General features: G+C 27.8%; 18 protein-coding genes. 1 reads left to right on the top strand and 17 read right to left on the bottom strand.

Annotated features, from left to right (window positions below):
* Positions 1 to 51 precede the first annotated feature (51 nt).
* The 17 genes from ACZ5CK_RS01455 to ACZ5CK_RS01375 form a co-directional block, all read right to left on the bottom strand.
* Entirely contained in the window at positions 52 to 3,729 is a 3,678-nt protein-coding gene (locus ACZ5CK_RS01455; protein WP_464582137.1) for a hypothetical protein, read from the bottom strand.
* Positions 3,730 to 3,742: 13 nt separating this feature from the next.
* Positions 3,743 to 8,617: an outer membrane protein assembly factor BamB family protein gene (locus ACZ5CK_RS01450; protein ID WP_464582136.1), complete on the bottom strand. Its 4,875-nt coding sequence runs from the start codon at positions 8,615 to 8,617 to the stop codon at positions 3,743 to 3,745.
* A gap of 137 nt (positions 8,618 to 8,754) precedes the next feature.
* A complete protein-coding gene (locus ACZ5CK_RS01445) occupies positions 8,755 to 10,440 on the bottom strand; it encodes a carbon starvation CstA family protein (RefSeq protein ID WP_464582135.1) in 1,686 nt (561 codons plus the stop codon).
* Between the two features lie 138 nt (positions 10,441 to 10,578).
* The gene (locus ACZ5CK_RS01440; RefSeq protein WP_464582134.1) at positions 10,579 to 11,262 is read right to left on the bottom strand and encodes a LytR/AlgR family response regulator transcription factor; all 684 of its coding nucleotides are present in this window, start codon (positions 11,260 to 11,262) and stop codon (positions 10,579 to 10,581) included.
* Complete coding sequence (locus ACZ5CK_RS01435) at positions 11,259 to 12,923, bottom strand: LytS/YhcK type 5TM receptor domain-containing protein (RefSeq protein ID WP_464582133.1); 1,665 nt, start codon at positions 12,921 to 12,923, stop codon at positions 11,259 to 11,261. The genes ACZ5CK_RS01440 and ACZ5CK_RS01435 overlap by 4 nt, the downstream gene beginning before the upstream one ends.
* A complete protein-coding gene (locus tag ACZ5CK_RS01430; RefSeq protein ID WP_464582132.1) occupies positions 12,917 to 13,192 on the bottom strand; it encodes a hypothetical protein in 276 nt (91 codons plus the stop codon). The genes ACZ5CK_RS01435 and ACZ5CK_RS01430 overlap by 7 nt, the downstream gene beginning before the upstream one ends.
* Positions 13,193 to 13,201: 9 nt before the next feature.
* Positions 13,202 to 14,422, bottom strand: coding sequence for a M20 family metallo-hydrolase (locus tag ACZ5CK_RS01425; RefSeq protein ID WP_464582131.1), 1,221 nt, complete (start codon positions 14,420 to 14,422; stop codon positions 13,202 to 13,204).
* Positions 14,423 to 14,523: 101 nt separating this feature from the next.
* Complete coding sequence (locus ACZ5CK_RS01420) at positions 14,524 to 15,906, bottom strand: DegQ family serine endoprotease (protein WP_464582130.1); 1,383 nt, start codon at positions 15,904 to 15,906, stop codon at positions 14,524 to 14,526.
* Between the two features lie 83 nt (positions 15,907 to 15,989).
* Entirely contained in the window at positions 15,990 to 17,456 is a 1,467-nt protein-coding gene (locus tag ACZ5CK_RS01415; RefSeq protein WP_464582129.1) for an ATP-binding cassette domain-containing protein, read from the bottom strand.
* A 10-nt stretch (positions 17,457 to 17,466) separates the two neighbouring features.
* Positions 17,467 to 19,197, bottom strand: coding sequence for an excinuclease ABC subunit UvrC (uvrC, locus tag ACZ5CK_RS01410; RefSeq protein WP_464582128.1), 1,731 nt, complete (start codon positions 19,195 to 19,197; stop codon positions 17,467 to 17,469).
* Entirely contained in the window at positions 19,187 to 19,990 is an 804-nt protein-coding gene (locus ACZ5CK_RS01405) for a GGDEF domain-containing protein (protein WP_464582127.1), read from the bottom strand. The genes uvrC and ACZ5CK_RS01405 overlap by 11 nt, the downstream gene beginning before the upstream one ends.
* Complete coding sequence (locus ACZ5CK_RS01400) at positions 19,947 to 20,462, bottom strand: DUF501 domain-containing protein (RefSeq protein ID WP_464582126.1); 516 nt, start codon at positions 20,460 to 20,462, stop codon at positions 19,947 to 19,949. Before ACZ5CK_RS01400 ends, ACZ5CK_RS01405 begins: the two co-directional genes overlap by 44 nt.
* Positions 20,429 to 21,274 (bottom strand): 50S ribosomal protein L11 methyltransferase, encoded by an 846-nt coding sequence (locus tag ACZ5CK_RS01395; protein WP_464582125.1) that lies wholly within the window; start codon positions 21,272 to 21,274, stop codon positions 20,429 to 20,431. The genes ACZ5CK_RS01400 and ACZ5CK_RS01395 overlap by 34 nt, the downstream gene beginning before the upstream one ends.
* Positions 21,275 to 21,376: 102 nt before the next feature.
* Positions 21,377 to 22,072 (bottom strand): permease, encoded by a 696-nt coding sequence (locus ACZ5CK_RS01390; RefSeq protein WP_464582124.1) that lies wholly within the window; start codon positions 22,070 to 22,072, stop codon positions 21,377 to 21,379.
* On the bottom strand, positions 22,069 to 22,545 hold the full coding sequence (locus ACZ5CK_RS01385) for a permease (protein WP_464582123.1): 477 nt from the start codon (positions 22,543 to 22,545) through the stop codon (positions 22,069 to 22,071). Before ACZ5CK_RS01385 ends, ACZ5CK_RS01390 begins: the two co-directional genes overlap by 4 nt.
* 90 nt (positions 22,546 to 22,635) lie before the next feature.
* Positions 22,636 to 23,268, bottom strand: coding sequence for a Crp/Fnr family transcriptional regulator (locus ACZ5CK_RS01380; RefSeq protein WP_464582122.1), 633 nt, complete (start codon positions 23,266 to 23,268; stop codon positions 22,636 to 22,638).
* Between the two features lie 13 nt (positions 23,269 to 23,281).
* A complete protein-coding gene (locus ACZ5CK_RS01375) occupies positions 23,282 to 23,842 on the bottom strand; it encodes a hypothetical protein (RefSeq protein ID WP_464582121.1) in 561 nt (186 codons plus the stop codon).
* 549 nt (positions 23,843 to 24,391) lie between these two features.
* Between ACZ5CK_RS01375 and ACZ5CK_RS01370 the strand changes: the two genes are divergently transcribed.
* The gene (locus ACZ5CK_RS01370) at positions 24,392 to 25,777 is read left to right on the top strand and encodes a pyruvate carboxylase subunit B (RefSeq protein WP_464582120.1); all 1,386 of its coding nucleotides are present in this window, start codon (positions 24,392 to 24,394) and stop codon (positions 25,775 to 25,777) included.
* Positions 25,778 to 25,786: the final 9 nt, after the last annotated feature.

Raw genomic sequence — 25,786 nt, 5'->3', positions numbered from 1 at the left:
CCTTCCATTATAAATATCGTAGAAACACAAAATAACTTTAATAATATTCTTTTAATTTGCTGCTATTTTATTAAAATTTACCCAGTTCATATGTTTATAGAGTGTCATTTCATACGGTTCAGTGTCATCATCTTCATATATATCTATTCCTCCAAAACCATTTGAAACGAAAGTTAAATATTTTCCTTCATCTGAACAAACTAATCTCCACCAAGGCCATCCCCAGCCAAAACTGAAAACCCATCTACATTCTTGAACCTGAATAAAAGCATTATATGATAAATAAGACATTCCTTCAGTTTTAGCAATTTGAACAACATAATTACCATCACTATCATTATCCTCAGATTCACTAAATTGTCTGAAATCCTCATCCCCAATTTCTTCAGGAGTTGAGATTTTCATTATTAATATACCTCCATTTCCCGCATCTACTCTAAAATAGTCACCACCTCTTTCCATAAGATTCGATATGAAATATTTACAACTCCTACTCCCACCCCTTTTCTCCCATTTTTGCGGATTATTTGTGTTATATTGTATTACACTTATACCTCTTTCTCCATTGGCTACATATATAAAGTTATCTTTTGTATACACTCCATATACACTTCCTCCTAAATCGTATCTTGCATGATTAAAGTCTGGAATCGTTGGATTTTCAGGATCACTTAAATCATATAAAACAACCCCACCTTCACCATCAGCTATCACTAAAGCTTTTTGATCCCCAGGTGTACTACCATCATAATCATCCATTAGTTCAACATACATCATATTTCCAATATTATAACTATATTGATTGTTATCTTTTTTTTCTATAATAAATTCAGGATGAAATATTTTATATGAATCTCCTATACTATATACATCTAATCCATTTTCTCCATTTGCTGCATATATATACTCATCTCCACTATAATTAAAACCACCACCTGCATCAGTACTAAAATCAACTGCTAATATATCTTCGACATTTCCATAAGCATGATCATGAATTATATCAGTAACTTCTATATCATCACCATTTTCAAATGGAATATCATTTCCATTAACATCTGCATTTATAACAACAATTCCACCTGAACCATCAGCTACATATATGACAAAATCTTTTTCTTCATTTCCCCCAAAATCTGTTTTTTTAAAGAATACATAAACTACATCCTTTGCTGTTCCTTCAGTTTCTATTGATTTTATTAAAGTCATCTTATCTATATTTGATAGTTTATCACCAGCGTCATAAATTTTTACACCAGCAATACTATCTGCAACAATAACATATTCTGCATTACCAGATGTATTGTATGCTAAAGTAATATCCCTTGCATACAAACCTATATCAAAATTACCTATAAAAGTCATATCATTAACATTTATTATTTCTAATCCTCTAAAACCATCACCAACAAATCCTGTACCACCATCTACTACTATTCCTTTTGCATATCCTCCTGTGTTGTAACTTCCTACATAAGACAATGATGATTTTTCAAGTTTTACTACTCCGTTTGCTCCATCTGCTACATATACATAATCTCCCTGTACATCTACTGATTCTGCATATCCTGATGTGTTATATGAACTTACTACACTTGGATTTGTCTTGTCGCTTACATCCACTTTGTATACTCCCGTTTCTCCTCCTGCTACATATGCATAATCTCCATCTATCGCTACATCTCTTGCATTTGTTATATCACTTAATGTCCCTATTATTTCTGGATTCGATAAATCACTTATATCTACTATTACTAATCCTCCTGATCCTGCTGCTACATATGCTGCTGTCCCATCTACTGTTACTTGATTTGAATCTCCGCTTATTGCTAAATGTGATTTTAAGGTTAATGTGAATTGACCAACTGGATTATCTGATACTCCAGCTGCAGAGTCATCGGTGTTTCCCGGATCAAAATTAATTATGTATAAACCTTTAGATCCTGCTGTTGCTAATATATAATGATTGTTATTTTTAAAATAATAAGCTACACCTTTTGCCATATCTCCTAGATAGAATGGCTCTTCATCAAGATCTGCCTTTATTTGAGGATGAGAATTATTGTCATCATATAATGCAACTTTTATTCCTTTTTCACCATCAGCTATTGCTATATATGTATTATTTCCAGAATTAAATTTTGCTACATCATATGCATAACCATCTGTATCTATTATGTTGTACTCATCATCCCCATCTTTCTCAATTTGAGGATTAGAAGTATCACTTACATCTATTACAAATACTCCTTCATTTCCTCCTGCTACAAATATCTTATCTAATGTTTCTGTTGAGAAACTATATGTCGATGTTTCTGCTTCTCCACCTTTCCCATCTTTTGCTACTGCTTTCCAATAATATGTTGTCCCTCTTTCTAATGATAATGCACTTGTTTGTGAAACTGCTAAATCTGATGCTATTTTTACTGATGGGTCTTTACTATCTACTAATGATTGATCTGTACTTAAATATACATCATATGTGAGTGAGTCCCCATCAGGATCTGTCGCATCATCAAAATCAAGCGATGTTGTTATAGAAACATTTAATGCCCCATCTGCTGGAACTGGTGCTGCTCCTCCAAATAGTGGTGGTGTATTTTCTGATGGTAAGCTCTTTCCATAATTCCTTGCAAATATTATGAAATCATATAAGTCTACTTTTCCATCATGAAATGCTATACTATATATTGAATCATCTTCCCATCCTTCTAATGGCGCTATTTCTGCTGGATATATATCAAAATCTTCATCATACAATGCATCTCCTTGTGCTGTTCCATAATGATCTAAGAATACTAAGAAGTCATCCATATCTACTGTGTTATCTTTGTCATTTCCTGCTGTATCTGGATCATCAAAGTCTCCTAATAATTCTGGATCATATACTACTATTTCTCCTGCATGTGTGTCTGCTGTTACTTCATCTAAATTACTATCTAATAATGTTGCTTCTAGTGTCGTGTTACCTTGTCCTTTTGGATTTACATCTTTTGCTATTATGTATACTCTTACTATGTCTTCATCTTCTACACTTATCGTTGAGCCATCTTGGGTTACAAATGTTATTTCTAATTTCCCAGGTGTGTTTATTGGATCTGATAATAATGTGTTATTTGCTGCTGAATTTAATAATTCTACTCCATTGTTCCCTTTTGATGTGTCTATATCTATTAGTTCATTTGGATAGTGTAAGTCTATTTGAAAACTTTCTACTCCACTTATACTTTTTGCATGTATTACTATTGATGCTTCATCTCCTGATCTTAATCTTACTGAATCCGATACACTTAATCCATCTTCATATGGCGCTACTGCTTTTGTTATTATTTTGTTTGTTTTTTCATCTAATATCGCTGCTTTTGTTTCTATTTTATTACTTTCAGGATTTAAATATTCTCTTTTTACTGAGAATAACTTTTCTCCTTTTGTTATATCTTTTCTTGCTTTTGAATACATTACTACTGTTTTGTTTGGATAATTTTTTACCATCATCAATGCACTGTTTTTATCATACATAAACGCTTCTTTTGGTATGTTTTTATCAAATTCTATTTCTACTGCTGATGCGTTTACTTTTGAGTAAAAATCATAGTTGTTCCCTAAGCTTACATCTACATGATCTGTATTCAATAATTCTACTGGCGCACTTTTGAAACAACTCGATAAAGAAATTATTATTAGCAATAGTAGAATGGTAAAAAATATAATAATTTTTTTGGATTTCATATTCTCTCCTCGCTTATTGAATAGTAATTATTCCTACATCAGATATATCGACTAAAATATCATTTCCTTCAGATGATACTAATCTTGTATTATTAGTAAATCTTACTTCTGTATTTCCCCTTTCTCCTATTGCTGTAAATTTAATTCTAATAATATCGCTATTATTTATTGTATATGGTGAGAATGATAAATTTGTTATTTTTAATTTTCCATTCTTATTATTTATTATTAAACTTCTTCCTTGTATTTCGCCAATAGACTCTATTTCATTATTAGAAATTTTTATTTTCGATGTATCATAGCTAATTTCAATATCAAATGCCTGAACATTCTCTAATTTTTGCCCATGAATTATTAACTCACCCTCACTTCCAGAAGCTACTATAACATCTTTGAAATATAACTTTGGAGTTAATGGTCCCTCTGAATCTTTTATTGTAAATGAATATATTTCACTGGAATTTTCACCACCTTTTCCATCTTTTGCTACTACTTTCCAATAATAAGTAGTTCCTAATTCTAATCCGGATACCGCTAATGATGTATTACCCACATTAGTTTTATATGGCATTACAAAATCCTGAGTTTTGTCTAAATAAATATCGTAGGTTAATGAGTCACCATCTGGATCTTCGCATGACCAATATAATGTTAGATTTGTTTCTAATCCTTCCGCTCCATTTGTAGGTGAAATCAATATTGGTTTATTAGGCGGATTATTAGTTTCTTCTGCTGTTGTAAATGAATAGACTTCACTAGCCGTCCTTCCTCCTTTCCCATCTTTTGCTACTACTTTCCAATAATATACTTCACCAGGTTGCAACGATATCTCATACGTTGTACTATTATAATTTGACAAAGTTGGAACTATAAAGGTTGGATCAGTGCTTATATATATATCATAGGTTAAAATATCTCCATCTGGATCAATACATGACCATTTAAGTGTAATATTTACAGGAACATCAGTTTGATTTTTAGCTGGATATAACAATGTTGGTCTTAATGGCGGATTATTTTGACTGCCTTCTTCAATAGTAAATGACCAGATATCACTTTTCACACTGTTTCCATAATTATCTTTAGCTTCTACATACCAATAATAAACTCCTGAAGAAAGATTATTTATAGTATATTTATTTTGTGTAATATTTTGAGCAACTAATTCTTGATTTTTATCATCACCAAAATAAACATCATAATAAACGCTATCTCCATCTGGATCTGAAGATTCCCAGGTTAAGGTTATAGAATTCAATGTTAAAACACTTTTATCTGATGGATATGGATTAAATGGTTTTAGTGGTGGTCTATTAGTAGGCATTGTTATATTTTTATTTATATTTCCTGTATGCTTTCTATCCCCAAACGCTATAGGCCAATCTGAATTCCTTAAATTTGGAGTATCCCCATATATCCCATATAAATATCCATCAATAGTTCCAAAAATTATTACACCATTCATATCTATATTTGGAGAATATTTAATTTTGCTATAATTATCAAACCACCTTAATTCTCCGTTATAGACTATAAATTTATTCTTTGTAGTTATATATTTAACATCATCCATTAAAATAGATGAATAGGGTATATCGTTTAATTTTATTGGTGCTGGGAAATAATCACTTAAATAATAATACCTATATAAATTCCCTGATAATGTTTCAAATACTATTGAATTATTATTATCTATTAGTATACTTCCTTTTATTTCTTCTCCTATATATTTGTTAATATTTATTTTTCCATTTTTCGTAATTGAGTATAATCTATTTTCCTCCGTTGCAAAATATATATTTTCATTACTATCAATGGATAAATCTGAAGATATACTCATTGAGAAATCTTTTTTAAATCTTTCATTACCGAACTTATCAATACTATATAAGCTATTGTTTAATCCAAAATATATATTATCACTATTATCCACAACGATATTAGTTGTGGGATTACCTCCTAATTCTTTATGCCATAATTCATTCCCAAAGGCACTCAATTTATAAACTGTTCCTATATCTGTTATCACATATATTTCACCAAATCCGCTTAAAGAAACTGGTTTACTTATAGAACTATCAAGTTTTATTTTATTTGCTAATGTTCCATCTGAATTAATAATAAATAATTCTCCATTTGAATTACCCACTATTGATTGATTGTTAGGATTTAATACAACATGTGATTTTATAAATCCATTTGTTTCATATTTCCATTTTAATTCTCCATTAGCGTTATATTCATATACATTACCATTACTCGTAGAAATAAAAATATTGTTATCTTCAGATATTGCTGGTGAAAATACAGACGCACCATCCACTTTTATTTTAAATTTCATTTCAGCTGGTGCCGGAATAGTATCAAATGAATATATTTCACTTTCAGTTGATTTTTCACCATCTGAAGATACTATTTTCCAATAATATCTTTTATTATTTTTTAAAGTTATTTCATAAGATGTTGCTTTAGTTGTTGCTATATATTCAGGGACATCATTTTCTCCTAAATAGATATCATAGGATAATTCATCATCTTGGGGATCTTCACATTCCCAACTTAAAGAAAGTTTTATTGGTATTTCATATGATTGATTTTGGGGATATAGCAATTCTGGTTTATTTGGTGCTGTATTATTTCTAATATATGAATTTCTATTATTTTCATTATTTTTGCCAAAATCCGACCAATAATCCTCGTTTATATCATCTTTCCCAACCGATATTGTATATAATTCATTATTTGAAGCAGCAAACAACAAACCATCTGATAATCTCATATATGATTTTATTTCATTTACATTATTTAAATTAATACTATTATCATTAACAAAAATACCGTTTAATTTCATGACATAAATAACGTTGTTTTCAGAAACAACTAATGTTTTTGAAAATAGATTAGCTACTAATTTTGTGCTTATTAAACTTCCATCTAAATTTAATATAAATATTTTATTTTGGCTTGCAGCATAAATGTTATTCCCATCATATAAAATTTCATTATTTATATCTTCAGATACTATACTTTCCCAAATTTTTTCTCCTTCTTTGGAATATTTGTATATAGTTTTCCCTATAGCAAAATATATATTGCTATTTTCATCATTTGAAATTAATGAAGTTATAGGACTAGAAAAAGATAACTTTTTAAATATTTTTCCTTTTGGTTTCAAGATTAAAAGACTTCCTTTATTATTTTCATCTGTTCCTCCAATAACTATATAGCCATTCTCAATAATTAATACTGGACCATTTGGAGAAATATTATAATCTCTACCCCATTCAATTTCATTAGTATTAATATTTAAAATAGATAATTTTCCTTCTTTTGATATCGCATATAATCTTTTTATATTTTTATAATCTTTGCTAATAGTAATTCCTAATATGTCATTTTCAACATATATACTATTTTCAAGAGTAAAAGAATTAAGATCTATTATATTTATGTTCCCACTTGAATCTGGAACATATAATTTATTTCCAAAAATAGCACTATTAGAAATTAGGTTTTCTAAACTGATTCTATTAATTTCATCACCATTAGTGCTAAATTCAAAAATATTACTTTCCGATATAACTATTAATCTATTTTTATAGTTAAATATATCTAATATATTATTTATATTTTTTATCCATTCTATTTTATATAGTTCTTTTTGCGTTTTTATTTTAATTTCATCGCTTGCAGTCGTTTCACCGTAGCTATCTATAGCTACTACTTTTAAATAATATTCTTTATCATTATTCAAAGCAAAATTATATTCTTGTGTGTTTATTTTAGTTGCTACTTTAGTGTAATGACCAGGAAAATCACCTATATATACATCATATAATAAACTATCCCCATCAGGGTCTGAATCAATCCATTTTAAGGCAAAGTCTTTTGGAACTATCGAATTGCTTAGAGGATATACTATTTGTGGTTTTTCGGGAGGCCTATTTACATCCTCTACTTCAATATTCAAAAAACCACTTGATGTATCTTTCGAATCAGAAACTAAAATTTGTTCTTGAAAATCCTTCTTTTTATTATCATGTTTAACAAAATCATATCCTGGATTAAATATATATTTGCTTCCTTGCATATATCCACCATTATTAGTGATAATTTGATATTCGAAATAATTATCTTCCATATCAGAAACAAAATTATTCAAGTCCAATTCAAACTTTTCTCCTTCTTTAATGATGAATTTTTTTTGAGGAAAGTCTATAATAGGAGGCGTATTGGACATTGTTTTAAATGTCCATATCTCTGAAGTTTCTGATGCATTATTAGAATCATATGACACTATTTTCCAATAATATTTTTCATTTAATTTTAGTTTATCAATTATATATTCTGTCTTTTCTAAACTCGTCGCTATTGGTGTGGTTAAAGGTGTTGAATTTCCTAAGTATAAATTATAAAAAACCATATCACCATCAAAATCTAAACTTTTATTCCATTGAAATTTGACATTATACGGATATATATTAGAAGCACCATTTTCAGGAAATTTCAAGAATGATTTTATAGGTTTAGTATTATTATGAATTACTTCAAATTCAATATCTTTTTCCGTTTTTCCACCTCTATTGTCATAAACTATCAATTTCCATGTATATACCCCTTCAGAAGTTATGTCTAAAGGATATTCATTTCCTATCAAATTTTTTTCTTCTTTTATTAAAAGACCATTAGAAAATAAATAAAAATCATAAAATAAATCTTCACCTTCAGGATCTTTTGCTTCCCATTTGAAGGTTATTTTTCCAGAATTTACTTTTGCCCCATTACTTGGAGCCATACTTTTTATTATTGGAGGTTGATTATTAAATATACACCCCTGTAAAAGTAATAATGATATTAATATTAAAATTCCAACAGCCCATTTTTTCATAAAAATACCTCCAATTTTAAAGACTATATTAATAATTATTTTGTTCTGTTTTAATATCTTCAAATTATTTTTCTATATCCACAAATTATTTACCTAAAAAAAACTGCCTTGCTTTTAAGCAAGGCAGTTAATAAATATTAGATTTCTTCTTCAACTGGTTCTGGTTCTTTACCAGCTTTTGCAATAGCTACAAATCCTTCTATAAATATCCATATTGCAATAATCAATGTTGCTACTGTTATGAAAATTAATAAACCATTACTTGATGCGATGAATTTTTTCAAATTTAATACTGTTGCATATAATGTCATAACCATCATAAATAACATAGGCAATCCTGTTATCCAAATAGGTTTTTTCTTTTGAGCTAAATAAACTGTTCCAATTAATAATGCCAAACTTGCTAATAATTGATTTAATGCTCCAAATACTGGCCATAATATTAATGCACCTTTACCATCACCAGTTGATAATGCTAATGCCATAGCTGCTAATATTACTACTGTTGTAGCTACATATCTATTTTTTAATGGTTTTACTACAACTTCTCCTTCTTTATTTGAGAATAATTCTTGTAATGCAAATCTTTGAATTCTTGTAGATGAATCCATTGTTGTTCCTGCAAATGAAACAATAAATACTGCCATTATTGTTTTTGCCAAATCTAAAGGAACACCATATGAATGCATTAAGTTTGCTGAACCATTAATAACAGCAGATAATTTAGCTCCTAAACCGCTTGCTGCTGCCCATGAAGCATAATGTGATGTAAATGCTTGAACACCTCCGCCATTCATGCCTAAACCTGCAGTAACTGCTATGATAACTATAGTAGCTAAAACTCCTTCTAAAATCATTCCACCATAACCTATTAAATGGGCATCTGTTTCTTTTTCCAATTGTTTAACTGTTGTACCTGAAGCTGCTAAACTATGGAATCCAGAAATAGCGCCACAAGCTATTGTTATGAATAATATTGGGAATAATGGTGGTGCATCTGGCACTGTTTGAAATGCTGGAGCAACAATTTTAGGATGACCTATAATTACACCCAATACTAATAATCCCATAGCAATTAATAATTCATGTGAGTTTATATAATCTCTAGGTTGTAATAATTTATGTACTGGTAATGTTGAAGCTAAGAATACATATACCATTAAAATGTAAATCCATCCTATAACAGATATTCCGCTAATTGGAAATACTACACCTATTGCTATTGTCACATACATTAAAATAACTGCTATTATCGAATAAACTGTATCATTTTTACCTTTATTATATACCATATAACTTAACCACATTGCTATAGGTATTTCCATCCATACTGGAAATACTGATTGTGGATACATTTTGAATAATAATGCAACTATTAATCCAAATACTGCCAAAACAATCCATAATAAGAATTGGATTAATACTAAGAATATTTTTGCTGTTCTTTCATTAATTAAATTACCTGTTAATTCACCAATAGTTTTTCCTTGATTTCTAGCAGAAACTACTAATGATGTAAAATCATGAACAGCTCCCATGAAAATCGATCCAAAGAATACCCATATAAATGCTGGTACCCAACCCCAAATTACACCAATAGCTGGACCAACAATAGGACCTGTACCTGCAATAGTAGTGAAATGATGTCCCAATAAAATATGTTTTTTTGTTGGAACGTAGTCAACACCATCTTCAAATTCTTTTGATGGAACTGGGTTTTTGTCATTTAACTTAAAAATCTTTTTTGCTATCCATTTTCCATATGTGTTGTATGCTAACCAATAACCCAAAAATGCCAAAATAGCTAGTAACAATGAATTCACATAACTTCCCCCTTTCAATTTGATTGTCTAACGATTAGTTTATCACATGATATATTAATTAATCTTTAAACATTAAAAAAAATGACCTGAATGGCCATTTTTTTAGCTTAAAGGATATTAATTTTTCTTGACAAAATTTTATATTTTTAATATTTTTTTTACTTCCCTTAAATGTGTTTTACCTATTGGTAAAATTTTCTCATTTTTCATTTGTAGGGAAATAGGATCTTTTATAAATTTTTCTATATAATCAAGATTAACTATATATGATTTATGAATTCTTAAAAAATTTAAAGGTAAATCTTTTTCTAATTTTCCTATATTTTTATAATGTTTTAAAATATATTCATTATCCTTTGTAATAACCAATATACTTTTATTAAAATATTCAAAATAATAAATTTCATCAAAATCTAAAAATATTATTTCATTATTATAATCAACAGCTATTCTATTTATTCTTTTTTTACTATTTAATTTGGCTTCTATTCTATTTACAGTTTCAATAAATCTAATTTCCGATACAGGTTTTGTTAGATAATCTACAGCATTTATTTCAAATGCGTCTACAGCATATTCTGAATATGCTGTAACAAAAACTATTTCGTATTTATCAAGGTATTTTGAAGCTTTTATACCATTTGTTTTAGGTAATTCTATATCTAAAAATACAACATCAGGATCATTCTTTTTTTTATTTTTAAAAAAATCCTCTACACTTTCAAAACATCCTATTATTTCAAATGATGTCATTTCTTCAATTAAATCTTTTAAACTTTCTCTTGCATAATATTCATCATCTATAATGGCTACCTTAATCATACATATTCACCAACTTTTATATTATTTCTAAACTTTATTTCTATAACTGTCCCTCCAAATAATCCATTTTTAATAGAAAACTCATAATCATTATTATATATTGAATTTAATCTATTTTTTATTAATTCAAGACCTTTTCCTTTTTTATTTTGTTTCTTAAATCCTTTACCATTATCTTCAACAATAATTTTTGTATAATCATCTATATTTTCTATTTTTATTTTTATTAAAAGTTTATCTTCATTCATCCCATGTTTTATAGAATTTTCTACAAGAGGTTGTAATATAAAAGGGGGTATTAAAACATTGTCTTCCTTTTTATCATAAATAATTTCATAATTTAACTTATCTTTATACCTTAAACTCATTAATTCCAAATAATTTACTGTAAATTCTATTTCTTCTTTTAATAAAACAAATCTATTATTTTCATATAATGTATATCTTAACAAGTCAGATATATTATCTATAAATTTATTTATTTTTTCTGGTTCTTTTTTTGAAATGTATTTTATAGCATTCAACGTATTAAACAGAAAATGAGGACTTAAATTAGACATTAATTCTCTTAACTTTTCTTCAGTTGCTAATTTTAGTTCTTCATTCATTTTAGCAATAGATATAATCAAAGATAATGTTTGGGCTAACTTTTTACCAAAAATTATATCAGAGTTTTTTATCTCATTTTTTTTAGAATAATATAATTTTAATGTTCCAATTAATTCATCATTTAAACTTGTTAACGGAATAATTACTGCAGAAAAAAGTGGACAGTCATTTACGGGACAACTAATACCATTTTTTCCAACAATTTTTAATCCTTGGCCACTATTTATTACTTTCTTTGTTGCCGCAGTTTTTATATTCATACCTGCAATATGATGATCACTCCCTATACCAACATGAGACAAAATTTTTTCTTTATCTGTTATAGCTACAGCTTCAAAATCTGTATTATTTAATATGGTTTCAGCTATTATTTTTGAACTTTCCTCATTAAACCCCTTTTCTATAGCATTTAAACTTTTTTCCATAATAACAAATATAGAATTCATAGTATTTTCAGCTGTTAGCTCTAATTTTTCCTCCATATTTTTTATCATATAATTTAGAAAAGATACTCCAAGAGCATTAGTAATCACCATAGGAAATAATATATTGAAAGTTATATCATATGCATAAGAAAATGGTTTTACCATAACCAAAACATAAGTTAAATGAAAAATTTCAATTATAGTTGTATAAAATAATGTTCTAAAAAAAGTAAAATGTTGTCTTCCATAATATTGTGAAATAGCTCCACTAATAATACCTGCACTTAATGTTCCAAAGAAGCAAGGTATAGCAGTTGCTCCTCCCATAAAAACTCTGAATGTTGCTGAAATCCCTGCCGCAATAATACCTGCAGGAATTCCACCTATCATACCTGATAAAATAACCCCTATATCCCTATAATTAACAATAGCTCCATTATATTTAATTCCAAAAACTGTCCCAAGAATCCCTAAAAATCCCCCAATAATACCTAATACAACTCTATTTTTGGCAACTAATGTTTTGCCAAAAATTCTTTTTATAAAATATGTCTGAAAAATTATATAGGTTATTACTAATATTAGAGAAACTCTTTCTAATAATATTAAACTAATGTTATCTAACATGGATCCCTCATCATTGCCCTATCACCAAAATCTCCTAAATCTTTTAAATCACTTTCTTGTATTTCTTTTGCCCTTTTCTTAGCCTCTTTGTAGAAATTTAAAGTTTCTATTATTTCAACTCCATCCAATTCTTCAATCATCTCTTTTGCTTTACCTTGAGGAGATTTGGAAACATAAACTATAACTTTTTCATATTGTTTTCTAACTTTTTTAATACTTCTAATATCTATAACCCCAATTCCAAATCCGTATAATATCAATGTTTTCACTTTTCCACCTCACAATTTAGATATTAAATGTGCATAAACTTTTGTATCTTCAATTAAATGTTCAATTTTTATATATTCATTTGGTTGATGAGCCATATGATCCATTGTTCCCCAAACTACAGCAGGAAATCCCTCATGTCTCAAAATTGCAGCGCATGTTCCACCACCAATTCCACCCACAAAAGTTTTAATGGATCTTAAAAACTCTATACATTCTTTTAATTTTAAAACCATAGGATGATCCTTTGGTGTTGGTTCTGGTGCAACTTCCATTTGTGGAACTTCTATATTTATTTCTACTCCAAATTTTTTTTCATATTTTTCTTTTATTTTATTGACATCATTTAATATCTCATTCAAATCATATTGAGGTAACACCCTACAATCAAAGTATAACACATCTGTTCCAGGAATTGTATTAACATTATCAACATTATGTTCTTTTTTTGTGGGTTCAAATGTTGATGTAGGTACTCTTCCAAACATATTATCTACTGCATTATATTTTTCATGTAAAAATTCATCTAATTCTTTTGCAAAATATATTGCAGCTCTATGAGCATTTTTTGCAACATTCGGTGTAGCTGCATGTGCTTGTTTCCCTTCTGTTACTATTTTTAACCATAATATGGATTTTTCAGCTATTTCTATAAATGAACCTTCTGGATTTCCAGAATCTGGAACATAATACCAATCATCTTTAGAAAAAATATTTTGTTTTAATAAGTATTTTATTCCATATTCGCTACCTGTTTCTTCATCTGAAACAAAAACTAAACCAATATTATTTTTTGGCCTAATATTTAAATCCATTAATGTTTTTACTCCAAATAATGTTGCAATTAATGAACTTCCATTATCCTCTGAGCCCCTACCATATATTTTCCCATCTTTTATTACAGGATCAAATGGGTCGTGATCCCATAATGATAAATCACCTTCTGGTACTTTATCCATATGGGTTATAAACCATACTGTTCTTTCTGGATTTGTTCCATTATATATTGCAACAATGTTAGGTCTAAAACCGTATTCAACAGCATCATCAGGTGCATCATATCTTTTTATTTCATCAAATTTAAGAGTTTTTAAAAATGATTCTAACCATTCGGCAACTTCTTTTTCACCAGGTCCCCCTGCACGCGGATTTACAGAATTTATTGATATGAACTTTTTAGATGCTTCTATAATTTCATTCTTAATTTTTTCAACATGACTAGTAATATCCATTATAGTTCCCCCTTTTCAAAATTATATAATTAGTATACCTAATTATATATATTATATCATAAAAAATCCCCCATCAAAATGATGGGGGATTTGAACATTTATTATCTACCCATATAAGTAAAATATACAGATGCTCTATAACCATCTCTATAAATAATAAATCCTACATAATCACCTTTTTTAATCTTTGAAGCTAATTTTTGGAAATCTTTTACAGATCTCATTTTTTCACCTTTGCCATTTACATACATTTCCATTATTATATCGCCTTTTTTAATATTTACATATTGAGCCTCTGATCCTTCTTTAACATCTTCTACTCTAACACCATACATATCTTTTGGTAATTTTAATTCATTTATATCTTCTGGTGTTAAATCTCTAACCTTTAATCCTAAGTAATAATTTTCTGTAGCCTTTGCAAATTCTTCTCTTTCTGCTAATGTAACTGTATATGTAATTTCTTTTCCTTTTCTATTTACAACAACATTAATGCTTTGTCCTGCTGGATAAGTTTTTACAATATATACAAGTTCATCAGCACTATCTATTTCTTTATTATCTATTTTTACAATAACATCACCAGGTTTTATTCCAGCTTTATCTGCAGGTGAACCCTTTTCAATATCACTAACAAATGCACCTTTTGTTACTTTTAAACCAAATGTTTTTGCAAGAGATTCTGTTACATTTTGTATATAAACTCCTAAGTATGCTTTTGATACTTTTCCAGTGTTTATTAAAGATTCGGCAAATCTTTTTGCAAAATTAATTGGAATTGCAAAACCTAAATTTTGACCTTGTGTTGGATTTACTATAGCAGTATTTATACCTATTACCTGAGCATGAATATTTAACAATGGACCTCCACTATTTCCAGGGTTGATTGCTGCATCTGTTTGAATTAAATCTGCATAAGCACCATTCCCATCTGGTTTTGGTATTTTTCTATGTACAGCACTTACAACACCTAATGTAACTGTATGTTTGAATCCTAAAGGATTTCCTATTGCAATTGCCCATTCACCAATTTGAATATTATCAGAATCTCCTAATTCTATTACAGGTAATTCATCTTTTGTATTAACCTGTAAAACAGCTATATCAAGATCACTGTCTCCACCAACATATTTTGCCTTATATTTCTTTCCTTCTAATGTTGTTACAGTTATTTCATCTGCATTTTCAACAACATGATAATTTGTCAATATATATCCTCTTTTATCAAATATAAATCCTGTACCTAATGCTTTGAATTCTCTATCTTGAGTCCATGGTGATTCACCAAAAAATCTTTTATAAAAATCTTCAAAAAAAGGATCTACAGAAGCTTGTTTGTGTCCTACTGCTTCTATATTAACAACTGCCGGTGCTGCCTCCTTTACAACATTTACCACTGGTGAAACATAATTTGGATTTACAAATGCAAATGAGGAAACTACCATTAATAATACTGCTGTCATAGCAATAACAATTTTTTTCATCACTACCACCTCCACTATTGTATTCTTTATTTCATAAAAATTTTTACTCTTCTTCCTTAGAATTTCCTTAGAATTATTTTAAATTAATCTAACAATATTTTGTTGATTTTATAAAGAATTTTATGATTATCTTCAATGTTTCTCTCAAAAATATTATTAAATTTAAATTTCCTTTTTATTTTTAATGGTTTCCCTTCTAACAAAAATACGTTTTCGCCTAAATTTGATACTTCAAATGGATCATGAGTTACCATTATAACAGTATATCTTTCATTTTTCTGTATTTTTATAAATTCCTTTATTATTTTATATTTATTAGAAATGTCTAATGAAGAAAATGCTTCATCCATAAAAATAATATCTGGATTATAAACTATAGCTCTCAATATATTTACTCTTTTTTTCATACCACCTGATAATTCATCCGGATATTTATTTAAAATTTCTTTTTCAAGGTTTAATATACTTATATATTTTTCTAATAATTGAAAATCAATATTTTCATTAACTATTTTTATATTTTCATAAACGGTTAACCATGGAATTAATATATCATCCTGGAAAATATATCCTATTTTTCCTTCTATAAAAATTTCTCCACTTTCTGGTTTTAATATTCCTGATAATATATTTAAAATTGTTGTTTTTCCTATTCCAGATTCTCCAAGCAATACATTTATTTTGTTTTTCTCGAAAATAATATCAAAACCAGATAATATGACATCATTTCCAAATTTTTTGTTCAATTTTTTTATTATAACATTTCTTGAATTTTTCTTTGAATATTCTTTAACTAAGCGAGGGGGTTCATTAGAAAATTTCTTATTCCTTTTTTTTGCTTTTGATATGTATTTAATAATTTTTTCTGAGGCCATACCTAAAAAAGCTAAGATCAAAGTATATGCAAAAACTCTATTCGTATTTAAGGCTATTTTACTAAAAGAAAGACTGACTCCAAGACCTCTGTCACCTGCAAGAAACTCACCAACAACAACAGATTTCCATAAGCTACCTGATATCATATTCAATGTAGATTTTAAGAAAGGAATTAAGGAAGGAAAGTAAATTTTTAAAAGAATCTTTTTTTTATCTAATTTAAAAACTTTAGCCATTTCCAATAATTTTTTATCCGTAGACTTTATACCTTCTGAAATATTTAATACTATTACTGGAAATATAACCATAAAAGCTACAAAGACTGGAGTATAAAAACCTATCCCAAACCAAAGCATTGCTATAGCTATATATGAAACCACAGGAGAACTTTGTATAATCATTAAAAATGGTCTAAAAATTTCAAAAAATACATTACTCAATCCCGATAATATTCCAATTGGAATCCCTATTAATATAGATATAAAAAAACCGAATATGATTTTTAAAATTGTATTCCCTAAATCGGCATAAAAGCTACTTTCACCAAATAACTTTATCATCTCCATAAAAACATTTTGTGGAAATGGTATTAATAATGGATTATTTGTCATTAATGATATTATCCACCATATAAAAATCAATAAAAGCAAACCAATTAATGTATTTCTTTTCATTTTTTCACCACTAATCAAAAAATTCTTTTATTTTTTTAGCTATTTTTTCGTTTTTTATAACATCATTAATTTCTTTTACTGTTGCTTGAGAAATTCCCTTTAGGGAACCAAAATGATTAATTAATAATTTTTTTCTTTTGGGGCCAACACCCGGAATATCATCTAACTTAGATTTTTCAAATCTCTTTGCCCTTAATTTTCTATTAAATGTAATAGCAAACCTATGGGTTTCATCTCTCATAAAAATAAGCATTCTTAAAACTGGATGGTCGAGGGGTAAATGAAGATCTTCAATATCACCAGGAAAAACGATTCTTTCATCTTCTTTTGCTATCCCCACAACATCTACATCATCAAGTGTAAATCCAATTTCATTTAATGCCTTAACTGCAGAATTCACCTGTCCTTTACCTCCATCTATAAATAACAAATCTGGCAAAGGGTGTTTTGTATATCTTTTTTTTATAACTGTTTTAATCGAGTCAAAGTCATTAGGCTCTTTGAATTCATCTAGTCTGTATCTTCTATAATCTTCTTTTTTAGGCTTTCCATTTTCAAAAGTAATTAAAGACGCAACGGTATACATCCCTTGTAAATGAGAAATATCTATTCCTTCTATTCTATATGGAATTTTCTTTAAAGATAATATTTCTTTAGCTTGTTTTAAAGTATTTCCTAAATCTGTTTGCTTTTTTACTTCTTCATTCAAATTTCTGACCGTTATTGTATATAGTTCTTCGCTTTCACTCTTTAAGTCTTTTATTTCTTTTAATCCCTTTTTAAACAAAAAATTCATTATTTCTTCTTCTATATTATTATTAAAATCTTTTATCCAAATTTCATCTGGAATGATATTTTTTCTTATCAAATAATACTGATGAACAAATTCATTTATATCTTCATCAATGGTAAAAGTTAATTTTGAAATTACATATCCCTGCCTAATTATTAATAATACCACTATTGGATATTCATCATCTTTTGCTATTATATCTACATTTTTATGATGTGCCATTTCCACCCCTATTGGAATAAATAATCTATCTAATTTAAAAAGCATATTTCTCAATTGTGCTGCTTTTTCAAAATTCAATATTTTAGCATATTGATGCATACTTTCTTCTATATATTTTCTAATAGATTTAATATTACCTTTCAAAAATCTTTTTACTTTTCCCACAGATTTTCTATATTCTTTTTTATCAACATCAACATAACATGGAGCAAAACATTTATCTAAATGAAATAAAAAACATGGTTTTGATTTCTTGTCTAATTTTCTTTCACATGTTCTCACTTTATATACCCATTGGATAATTTCAATTATATTCCTCACCATACCCACATTTGAATACGGTCCATAAAATTCTGCTTTTTCACCTTTTTTAGTTCTTACTAATTTTATTTGCGGATACTCTTCTTTTGTTATAGCAATATATGGATACACTCTCGTATCTTTTAATAATATATTATATTTTGGCTTATGAGTAAATATCAAATTAGATTCTAATATAAGGGATTCATCTTCATTTCTAACTACTATATAATCTAAATATTCTGCATCTTCAACAATTTTTCTAACTTTTTCATTTTTTTCTTGATTAGATTTATTGAAATATGATGATATTCTGTTTTTTAATTTTTTAGCTTTGCCTATATAAATAGGTTTAGAATTCTTATCTTTAAAAATATATACTCCTGGTTCATTTGGAATATCTTTTAATACCTTTCTATCGAGCATGTTTTCTCCTCTTTTTATTTTCATACATATTCATATCAGCTTTAGAAAACATTTCTTCCAAAGCTATATTTTCGTCTTTTGTCTTTATGTATTTCCCAGCAGAGATACCAATATTGTATATTTTTAAATCCTTTTTCACTTTTTCATCTATTCTTTTTATTATCTCATCTATTATTTCTGGCGAATTTGAATTAACTATAATAACAAATTCATCTCCACCATATCTAATTGCAAGATCCGATTTTCTAACATGTTTATTTATTATCTCTCCTACTCTTTTCAAAACATGATCCCCGGATTCATGACCATATTTATCATTCACAGGTTTAAAATTATCTAAATCTAACACAATTATCCCAAACTCTTTATTCATATATTCTTTTAATTTTATAACTTTAGGTATTATTTCCGTGTAATATCTTCTGTTCAATAATCCTGTCAAGGAATCTGTAAAAATATATTTTCTGGCCCTAAGCATATCATAAAATATCAAAGAAAAAGATATAAAAAAAGATATATCACCTATATACATTGAATTTATTCCAAAAACATTTAAAAAACTAAATAAATAAATGGACATATCTGTTATAGGCGCTGTTATATATAAACCAAAACGAGCAACTAACAATGCAAAATACTTTAATCCTAAATTAATCGCACCATTTACATTTCCCAATAAAAGTAATTTTATTATTGACAATATTCCTAAGAAAAGAAGAATAAATATTACAATATGTGTTCTTATATCTCTATAATAAACAACAGATGCAGTTCTCACATTCTTTCTTTTCAATGCTATTCCACACCCTTTCCCCGATAGGATTTTTTGTCCCCCCCAAAAAAGAAGCTAATTGCAAATGTAAACATTTAATACTTTCAAAATTACTTATACCACCTATACCTATTTTTTTCAATCTTTTTTTTATCCACTCTTCTTCTTCTTTTATCATGGAATTTCGTTCTTTGAGTTCTTCAATATGAGCTTTTAAATATTTTTCTCTTAATTCTTCATTATCTTTTATTTCTTCTTCCCATTCTTTTATTTTACCCAATGATTCAAGTTTACCAACTTCTTTTATTAAATGAGGACAGGTTAACCAATACAAAGTAGGAAATGGTTTCCCATTTTTTAGCGGATAACTTTTAATAACAACAGGTTTTCCAAAAGAACATCTTTTTGGTATGGATATTATTTTATTCGGTTTTCTTTCTATTTGTTTTTCTATTATTTTTAAATCCTCTTTTGTAACAGAAGTGATATCCATCCTGAATCTTCCTCTCTTGATATTATATTATATTCCTTTTCAAAAATCTTATTAATCATTTCTTCTTCTCTCTCTTTATTAATGCCTGATAAAATCAAATATCCATTTTCATTTAAAATTTCATCTAATTTGTCATCATCTAATAATCTTAATAGTATAGGAACAACAATATTTGCAATTATTATATCGTATTTTTCTTTTTTATCAACGGAAGATAACAAATCAGATTGTTTTACTTCAATAGTGAGATTATTTAATTTAAATGTTTCTTTTGCTTTTTCTACTGCTAAAGGATCATAATCAAGAGATAAAAGTTTGTCTGCTCCATATAACTTAGCAATCATTGATAATATACCAGTTCCTGTTCCAACATCCAATACATCTGCACCTTTATTAATAATTTTAACTAAATTCTTTGCAGTTAATTTTGTGGTTGGATGAAGTCCTGTTCCAAAAGCAGTTCCTGGAATTATTTTTATTACTTTAACATTTTCTGGAACATCATAACTTTTTTCCGGATCAGGTAATATCCATATATTTTCAATAAACTCAAATGGTTTTAATGATTCTCGCCATGGTTTTAACCACTCATCTTCTGTTGTATTTTGTTTTGAAACTAATTCCAATTTTTCTTTTAAATATTTTACAATATCGTTTTCTGGATGTTTTGGATTTATATATACTTTCACAACAGATTGACCTTTAGTAGGTTTATCAAAATAATAATTTTGAAATTCATTCATAGCAAAAAAAGTTTCTATTTCATCTTCTAAATTTTCTGGTAAAACAAAAATATATTCTATATATTCCATATCTATCACCTCGATTTTAGTATAACATATTTGTATAGCATAATGGAAAATAAAATGTGAAACCTTTTAAAACAAAATGCCAACCATTAAGGTTGGCATTTATTATGCATACTTTTTAGCTTTACTTCTAATCACACAATCATCTATTGTAACTTCACCCTTTATTACACCCTCAGCAAATGCTTTACAATTAGGATATCCACATGCTCCACAATTCATATTTGGTAAATCTCTCAAAACCTCTTTTTCATTTTCATATACTATATCTTTATCTTCTATTTCATCGATAATATCCTCTCTACTTACCAATTTTTCCATTATATATCCCATAATTAAAATTGCTGGAATTGTCAATGCATACCTTGTAATAGCAAATGATAATCCTAAGAAACTAGATTCAACCATAAACATAACAACTTTTACTACAGCCCAAGAACTAATTATTATAACTAAATTTGCAATACTTGCTCCCTTTAAAAACAAAGCTTGTGCTACAGGAAATGCTGCATATATTGGTCCTGCTGAAATTGCACCCGTAAAAATTGATAAAAACTTTCCTTTTATGCCAGATTCCTTACCAAAGTTTCTCATTATTACTTCAGAAGGTACCCAAACTGTAATTAATGAAGATATTATTAATATAGGAGGCATAACTTCAATCATTTCTATTAAAAATCCTTTTGTCATTTCTAATCCTCTAAAAAATATTTCTGGTTTTATAAAAAAAGCAATTGAATATAAAACTATACTTATAAATATTAATTTATTGTTTTTTATTAATTTTATAATTTTATTCATAAAATCACCGCCATTCCAGAAGCAATTAATATTGCCGCTACAAAACTTATCCATAATCTATGTAATGTAAATTTTTTACCAAAATATTTTATTTCTATAGGCATTGTTGCGAAACCAACCATAGTTAATGTAGTAATAAAAGCTGCTATTGCAGTTAAGTTCGCACCACTTTGATAAAGAGACTTTGATAACGGAAAAGCTATAAATGCCGGAATTATCGTTAAAGCACCAATAATAGCACCATATACCGTACTTAAAAATTCATTTGAATTACCAAGTAGTTGTTTTATCAACTCTGGTGGCAATATAGCAAGAACTAACCCTACTAATGCCATAACTCCTATAATTTCTACAAATGTTTTGACAAGTAAATTCTTGGATAATTTTAAGCTTTCTTTTGTTTTTTCTCTACTTTTAAAAAATGACCAAATTAAAAATATTACAGCAATAATAACCAAAACCACTGTATTCATAAATCAACCTCCCATTCCTTTTTTGATACTTTAATTATAAAGTATCTAAAAAAATAAAACCGTGATTTCACTCACGGTTTTATTTTTATCTTATTCAAATATTTTTAAGTTAATCAGTTTTATATGATTTTTATCAATCTCTTCAATTATATTTTCATCTATAAGTTCTTTAATTTTTCTCGAAACAACTTCTCTCACACTTCCAATATCATTTGCAATTTTCTGCTTTGACTTAAAGTATATAATATTAGATTTTTGCTGTTTATATAACAAAGAAAAATATTTTATTATTCTCTCTTTTATAGATTTTATAATCAAAATATCTACAACATTTGATAAATTCAATAATTTTTTTGATATTTCATTTAAATATAACACAAGAAAATCTTCATTTTCTCTAAATAGTTCAAGAACCCCTTTTCTCGATATTTCTAAAACTTTTGAATCCTCTTCAGCTACAATATATGAAGGATAACTTTCTCCAGAAAAAATTAATCCTTCCCCAAAACTTTCATTCTTATTTAAATACTTCAATACCTGTTCATAACCCTCAGAAGTATATTTTACTACTTTTAACTTACCTTTTAAAATAATACTAACCTGTTTTAATTCTTCAGTTGTAGAATGCAATATGTCATTTCTTTTTACTTCTATTATTTTCCCGTACTTCTCTAATATATTCTTATTTTCTATTAAAAATTTCTGGAAAAATTTACTTTGCACTTTTTCACTCCAATCATACCTTTGAATCCACGATCTTCCCCCAGGTTACACCACCTGTATAAACTAATCTTCCTTCTGAATCATATGATGTAAAATATCTTACATATGCTTGAGCCATTTTTCCTTTAAGCATAGCTTCTTTTATTATTTCCCTTGCATGTTCACCTTCATGAGAATTTATAAATAAAAATGATGCACTTTCAGGAACTGCTATAGGATATTGGAAAGACACAGCTGAATCCGGCGAACTATCTTGCAAATAAACTTCCCCATCTATATTTTCTGGAATTTGATAATTCTTTTTTGAGCTATTTCTTGTATTTTCTGGTAGTGGTCTTATATTGACTACACTTTTTTTATTCTGTTCTTTTGAAAAAACATTTTTTTCTGCATTTTTTATTTCCCTTTCGGCTTCCTCAATATTCCCAGATTTTATTAAATTATCTATATTACCGACTTTTAATAACAAAGAATTATCTTTGTTATTTATAGCTTTTAATAATATTCTTCTTAATTTAGATTCAAGATACATACTCCTTGTATCTTGTGAAGGTAAATAATTTCCTATTCTCATTTTTCCACCTTCTATTATTATTCTACTACTAAATTTTTCTATTCCAAAACTATATTTCCTAATCCAAAAATAAAACGAATGAAAACTCGAAAATCATTTGGTTCTCATAAAAGAAAATTTATAAAAATAATGTGATGAACCATTGGAAATTCCCGAGAAAATTCGAATGAAGCAGGTCAATTTTGCATGGATGCAAAATTGAGTGAAACCGAACATGGATGTGAGTTTGATACGACCTGCGAAAATGAGAATTTTTGAGGATTTAGAATTTTCACTTGGTGAAGAGCATTATTTTATAATTTTCTTCATTTTTTCAGATTAGCAATCGAGCGTTTGAATGAGTTTTATTTTGATTCCAATTTTGAGAATTTAGAATTTTCCGTATGAGTGAATATTATTTTTGAAAATACTTTGTTTTAATTATAGAGTTTGTTTACAAACTGAAACATATCTTATATGTTTTTACCTTCTTTTTTCTCTACTTCTTAATAAAAAATTTGTTGATTTTTAAACTAAGAATGTTTTAATTATCATAATGGAGGTGAAAACATGACAAAATTTGTAGATACCACTTTAAGAGATGGGCAACAATCCATAATAGCAACTAGAATGAAAACTGCAGAATTCGAGCCAGTTTTAGATAAATTCGATAAAATAGGTTTTCATTCTATGGAAGTTTGGGGAGGAGCAACATATGATTCTTGTATTAGATATCTTAACGAAGATCCTTGGGAAAGGTTAAAAATAATAAGAAAAAAGTTAAAAAATACACAAATACAAATGTTATTAAGAGGACAAAATATAGTTGGTTATAGAAATTATGCAGATGACGTAGTTGAACTTTTTATAAATAAAACTGCTGATTATGGTATGAATATAATAAGAGTTTTTGATGCTTTAAATGATATAAGAAACCTTGAAAAAAGCATTGAAATAGCTAAAAAAAGAAATATTCATGTTCAAGGTTCTATTTCTTATACTATAAGTCCTGTTCATAATCTTGATTTTTATTTAAATTTTGCTAAAGAATTAATAGAAAAAGGTGTAGATTCAATTGTTATAAAAGATATGGCTGGATTGTTAACACCAAAAATGTCATATCAATTGGTTTCAGAATTAAAGAAAAAGTTTAACGTACCAATTGAATTACATTCTCATAATACTGCCGGAATGGCTTCTATTGCATATCAAGCAGCTATAGATGCTGGTATAGATTATATAGATACTGCTCTTAGTCCTTTTGCAAATGCAAGTTCACAACCAGCAGTTGAACCATTTAATTATGCTTTAGATAATCCTTTAAATTCGGATTTATTATATGATTTAGTAAGATATTTTTGGAAAATTAGAGAAAATCACAAAGATGATGATATGCGAATGGTTTCTATAGATTCAAGAATTTTAAAAGCTCAAATACCTGGTGGTATGTTTTCAAATCTTGTATCGCAATTAAAAAATCAAAAAATGCTTCATTTGCTAGATGATGTTTTAGAAGAGATACCAAAGGTTAGAAAAGATCTTGGTTATCCACCATTAGTTACACCAACCAGTCAAATTGTTGGTGTTCAAGCAGTATTAAATGTTATGTATAAAGAACGATATAAAACTATTACAAAGGAAGTAAAAAATTATTTAAAAGGCATGTATGGAAAACCACCTGCTCCTGTAGATGAGGATTTATTAAAGAAAGCTTTAGGTAATGAAAAACCTATAACTTGCAGACCAGCAGACTTATTAGAACCTGAAATTGATAAGGCCAGAGAAGAAATTGGTGCATTAGCTGAAACAGATGAAGATTTATTAACTTATATACTATTTGGTGAAGTTGGAAAAAATTATCTTAAGAAGAAATACGAAAAAGAAATACAAGTTGATTTTGAATTAGTAGAAGAAAATGAAGAATTTTCTGATGATGAAAGTGTTTATCCAGTATAATAGAGTTGC

The sequence above is a fragment of the Marinitoga okinawensis genome (assembly GCF_055387075.1).
Note: the sequence above shows the minus strand (reverse complement) of the source record. Positions and strands in the feature narration are given on the sequence as shown.

What these genes read in the sequence shown, in the direction of transcription:
- ACZ5CK_RS01455 (WP_464582137.1), bottom strand. Translation starts at nt 3,729, where the DNA reads ATGAAATCCAAAAAAATTATTATATTTTTTACCATTCTACTATTGCTA.
- ACZ5CK_RS01450 (WP_464582136.1), bottom strand. Translation starts at nt 8,617, where the DNA reads ATGAAAAAATGGGCTGTTGGAATTTTAATATTAATATCATTATTACTT.
- ACZ5CK_RS01440 (WP_464582134.1), bottom strand. Translation starts at nt 11,262, where the DNA reads ATGATTAAGGTAGCCATTATAGATGATGAATATTATGCAAGAGAAAGT.
- ACZ5CK_RS01435 (WP_464582133.1), bottom strand. Translation starts at nt 12,923, where the DNA reads ATGTTAGATAACATTAGTTTAATATTATTAGAAAGAGTTTCTCTAATA.
- ACZ5CK_RS01425 (WP_464582131.1), bottom strand. Translation starts at nt 14,422, where the DNA reads ATGGATATTACTAGTCATGTTGAAAAAATTAAGAATGAAATTATAGAA.
- ACZ5CK_RS01420 (WP_464582130.1), bottom strand. Translation starts at nt 15,906, where the DNA reads ATGAAAAAAATTGTTATTGCTATGACAGCAGTATTATTAATGGTAGTT.
- ACZ5CK_RS01415 (WP_464582129.1), bottom strand. Translation starts at nt 17,456, where the DNA reads ATGAAAAGAAATACATTAATTGGTTTGCTTTTATTGATTTTTATATGG.
- uvrC (WP_464582128.1), bottom strand. Translation starts at nt 19,197, where the DNA reads ATGCTCGATAGAAAGGTATTAAAAGATATTCCAAATGAACCAGGAGTA.
- ACZ5CK_RS01400 (WP_464582126.1), bottom strand. Translation starts at nt 20,462, where the DNA reads ATGGATATCACTTCTGTTACAAAAGAGGATTTAAAAATAATAGAAAAA.
- ACZ5CK_RS01395 (WP_464582125.1), bottom strand. Translation starts at nt 21,274, where the DNA reads ATGGAATATATAGAATATATTTTTGTTTTACCAGAAAATTTAGAAGAT.
- ACZ5CK_RS01390 (WP_464582124.1), bottom strand. Translation starts at nt 22,072, where the DNA reads ATGAATAAAATTATAAAATTAATAAAAAACAATAAATTAATATTTATA.
- ACZ5CK_RS01385 (WP_464582123.1), bottom strand. Translation starts at nt 22,545, where the DNA reads ATGAATACAGTGGTTTTGGTTATTATTGCTGTAATATTTTTAATTTGG.
- ACZ5CK_RS01375 (WP_464582121.1), bottom strand. Translation starts at nt 23,842, where the DNA reads ATGAGAATAGGAAATTATTTACCTTCACAAGATACAAGGAGTATGTAT.
- ACZ5CK_RS01370 (WP_464582120.1), top strand. Translation starts at nt 24,392, where the DNA reads ATGACAAAATTTGTAGATACCACTTTAAGAGATGGGCAACAATCCATA.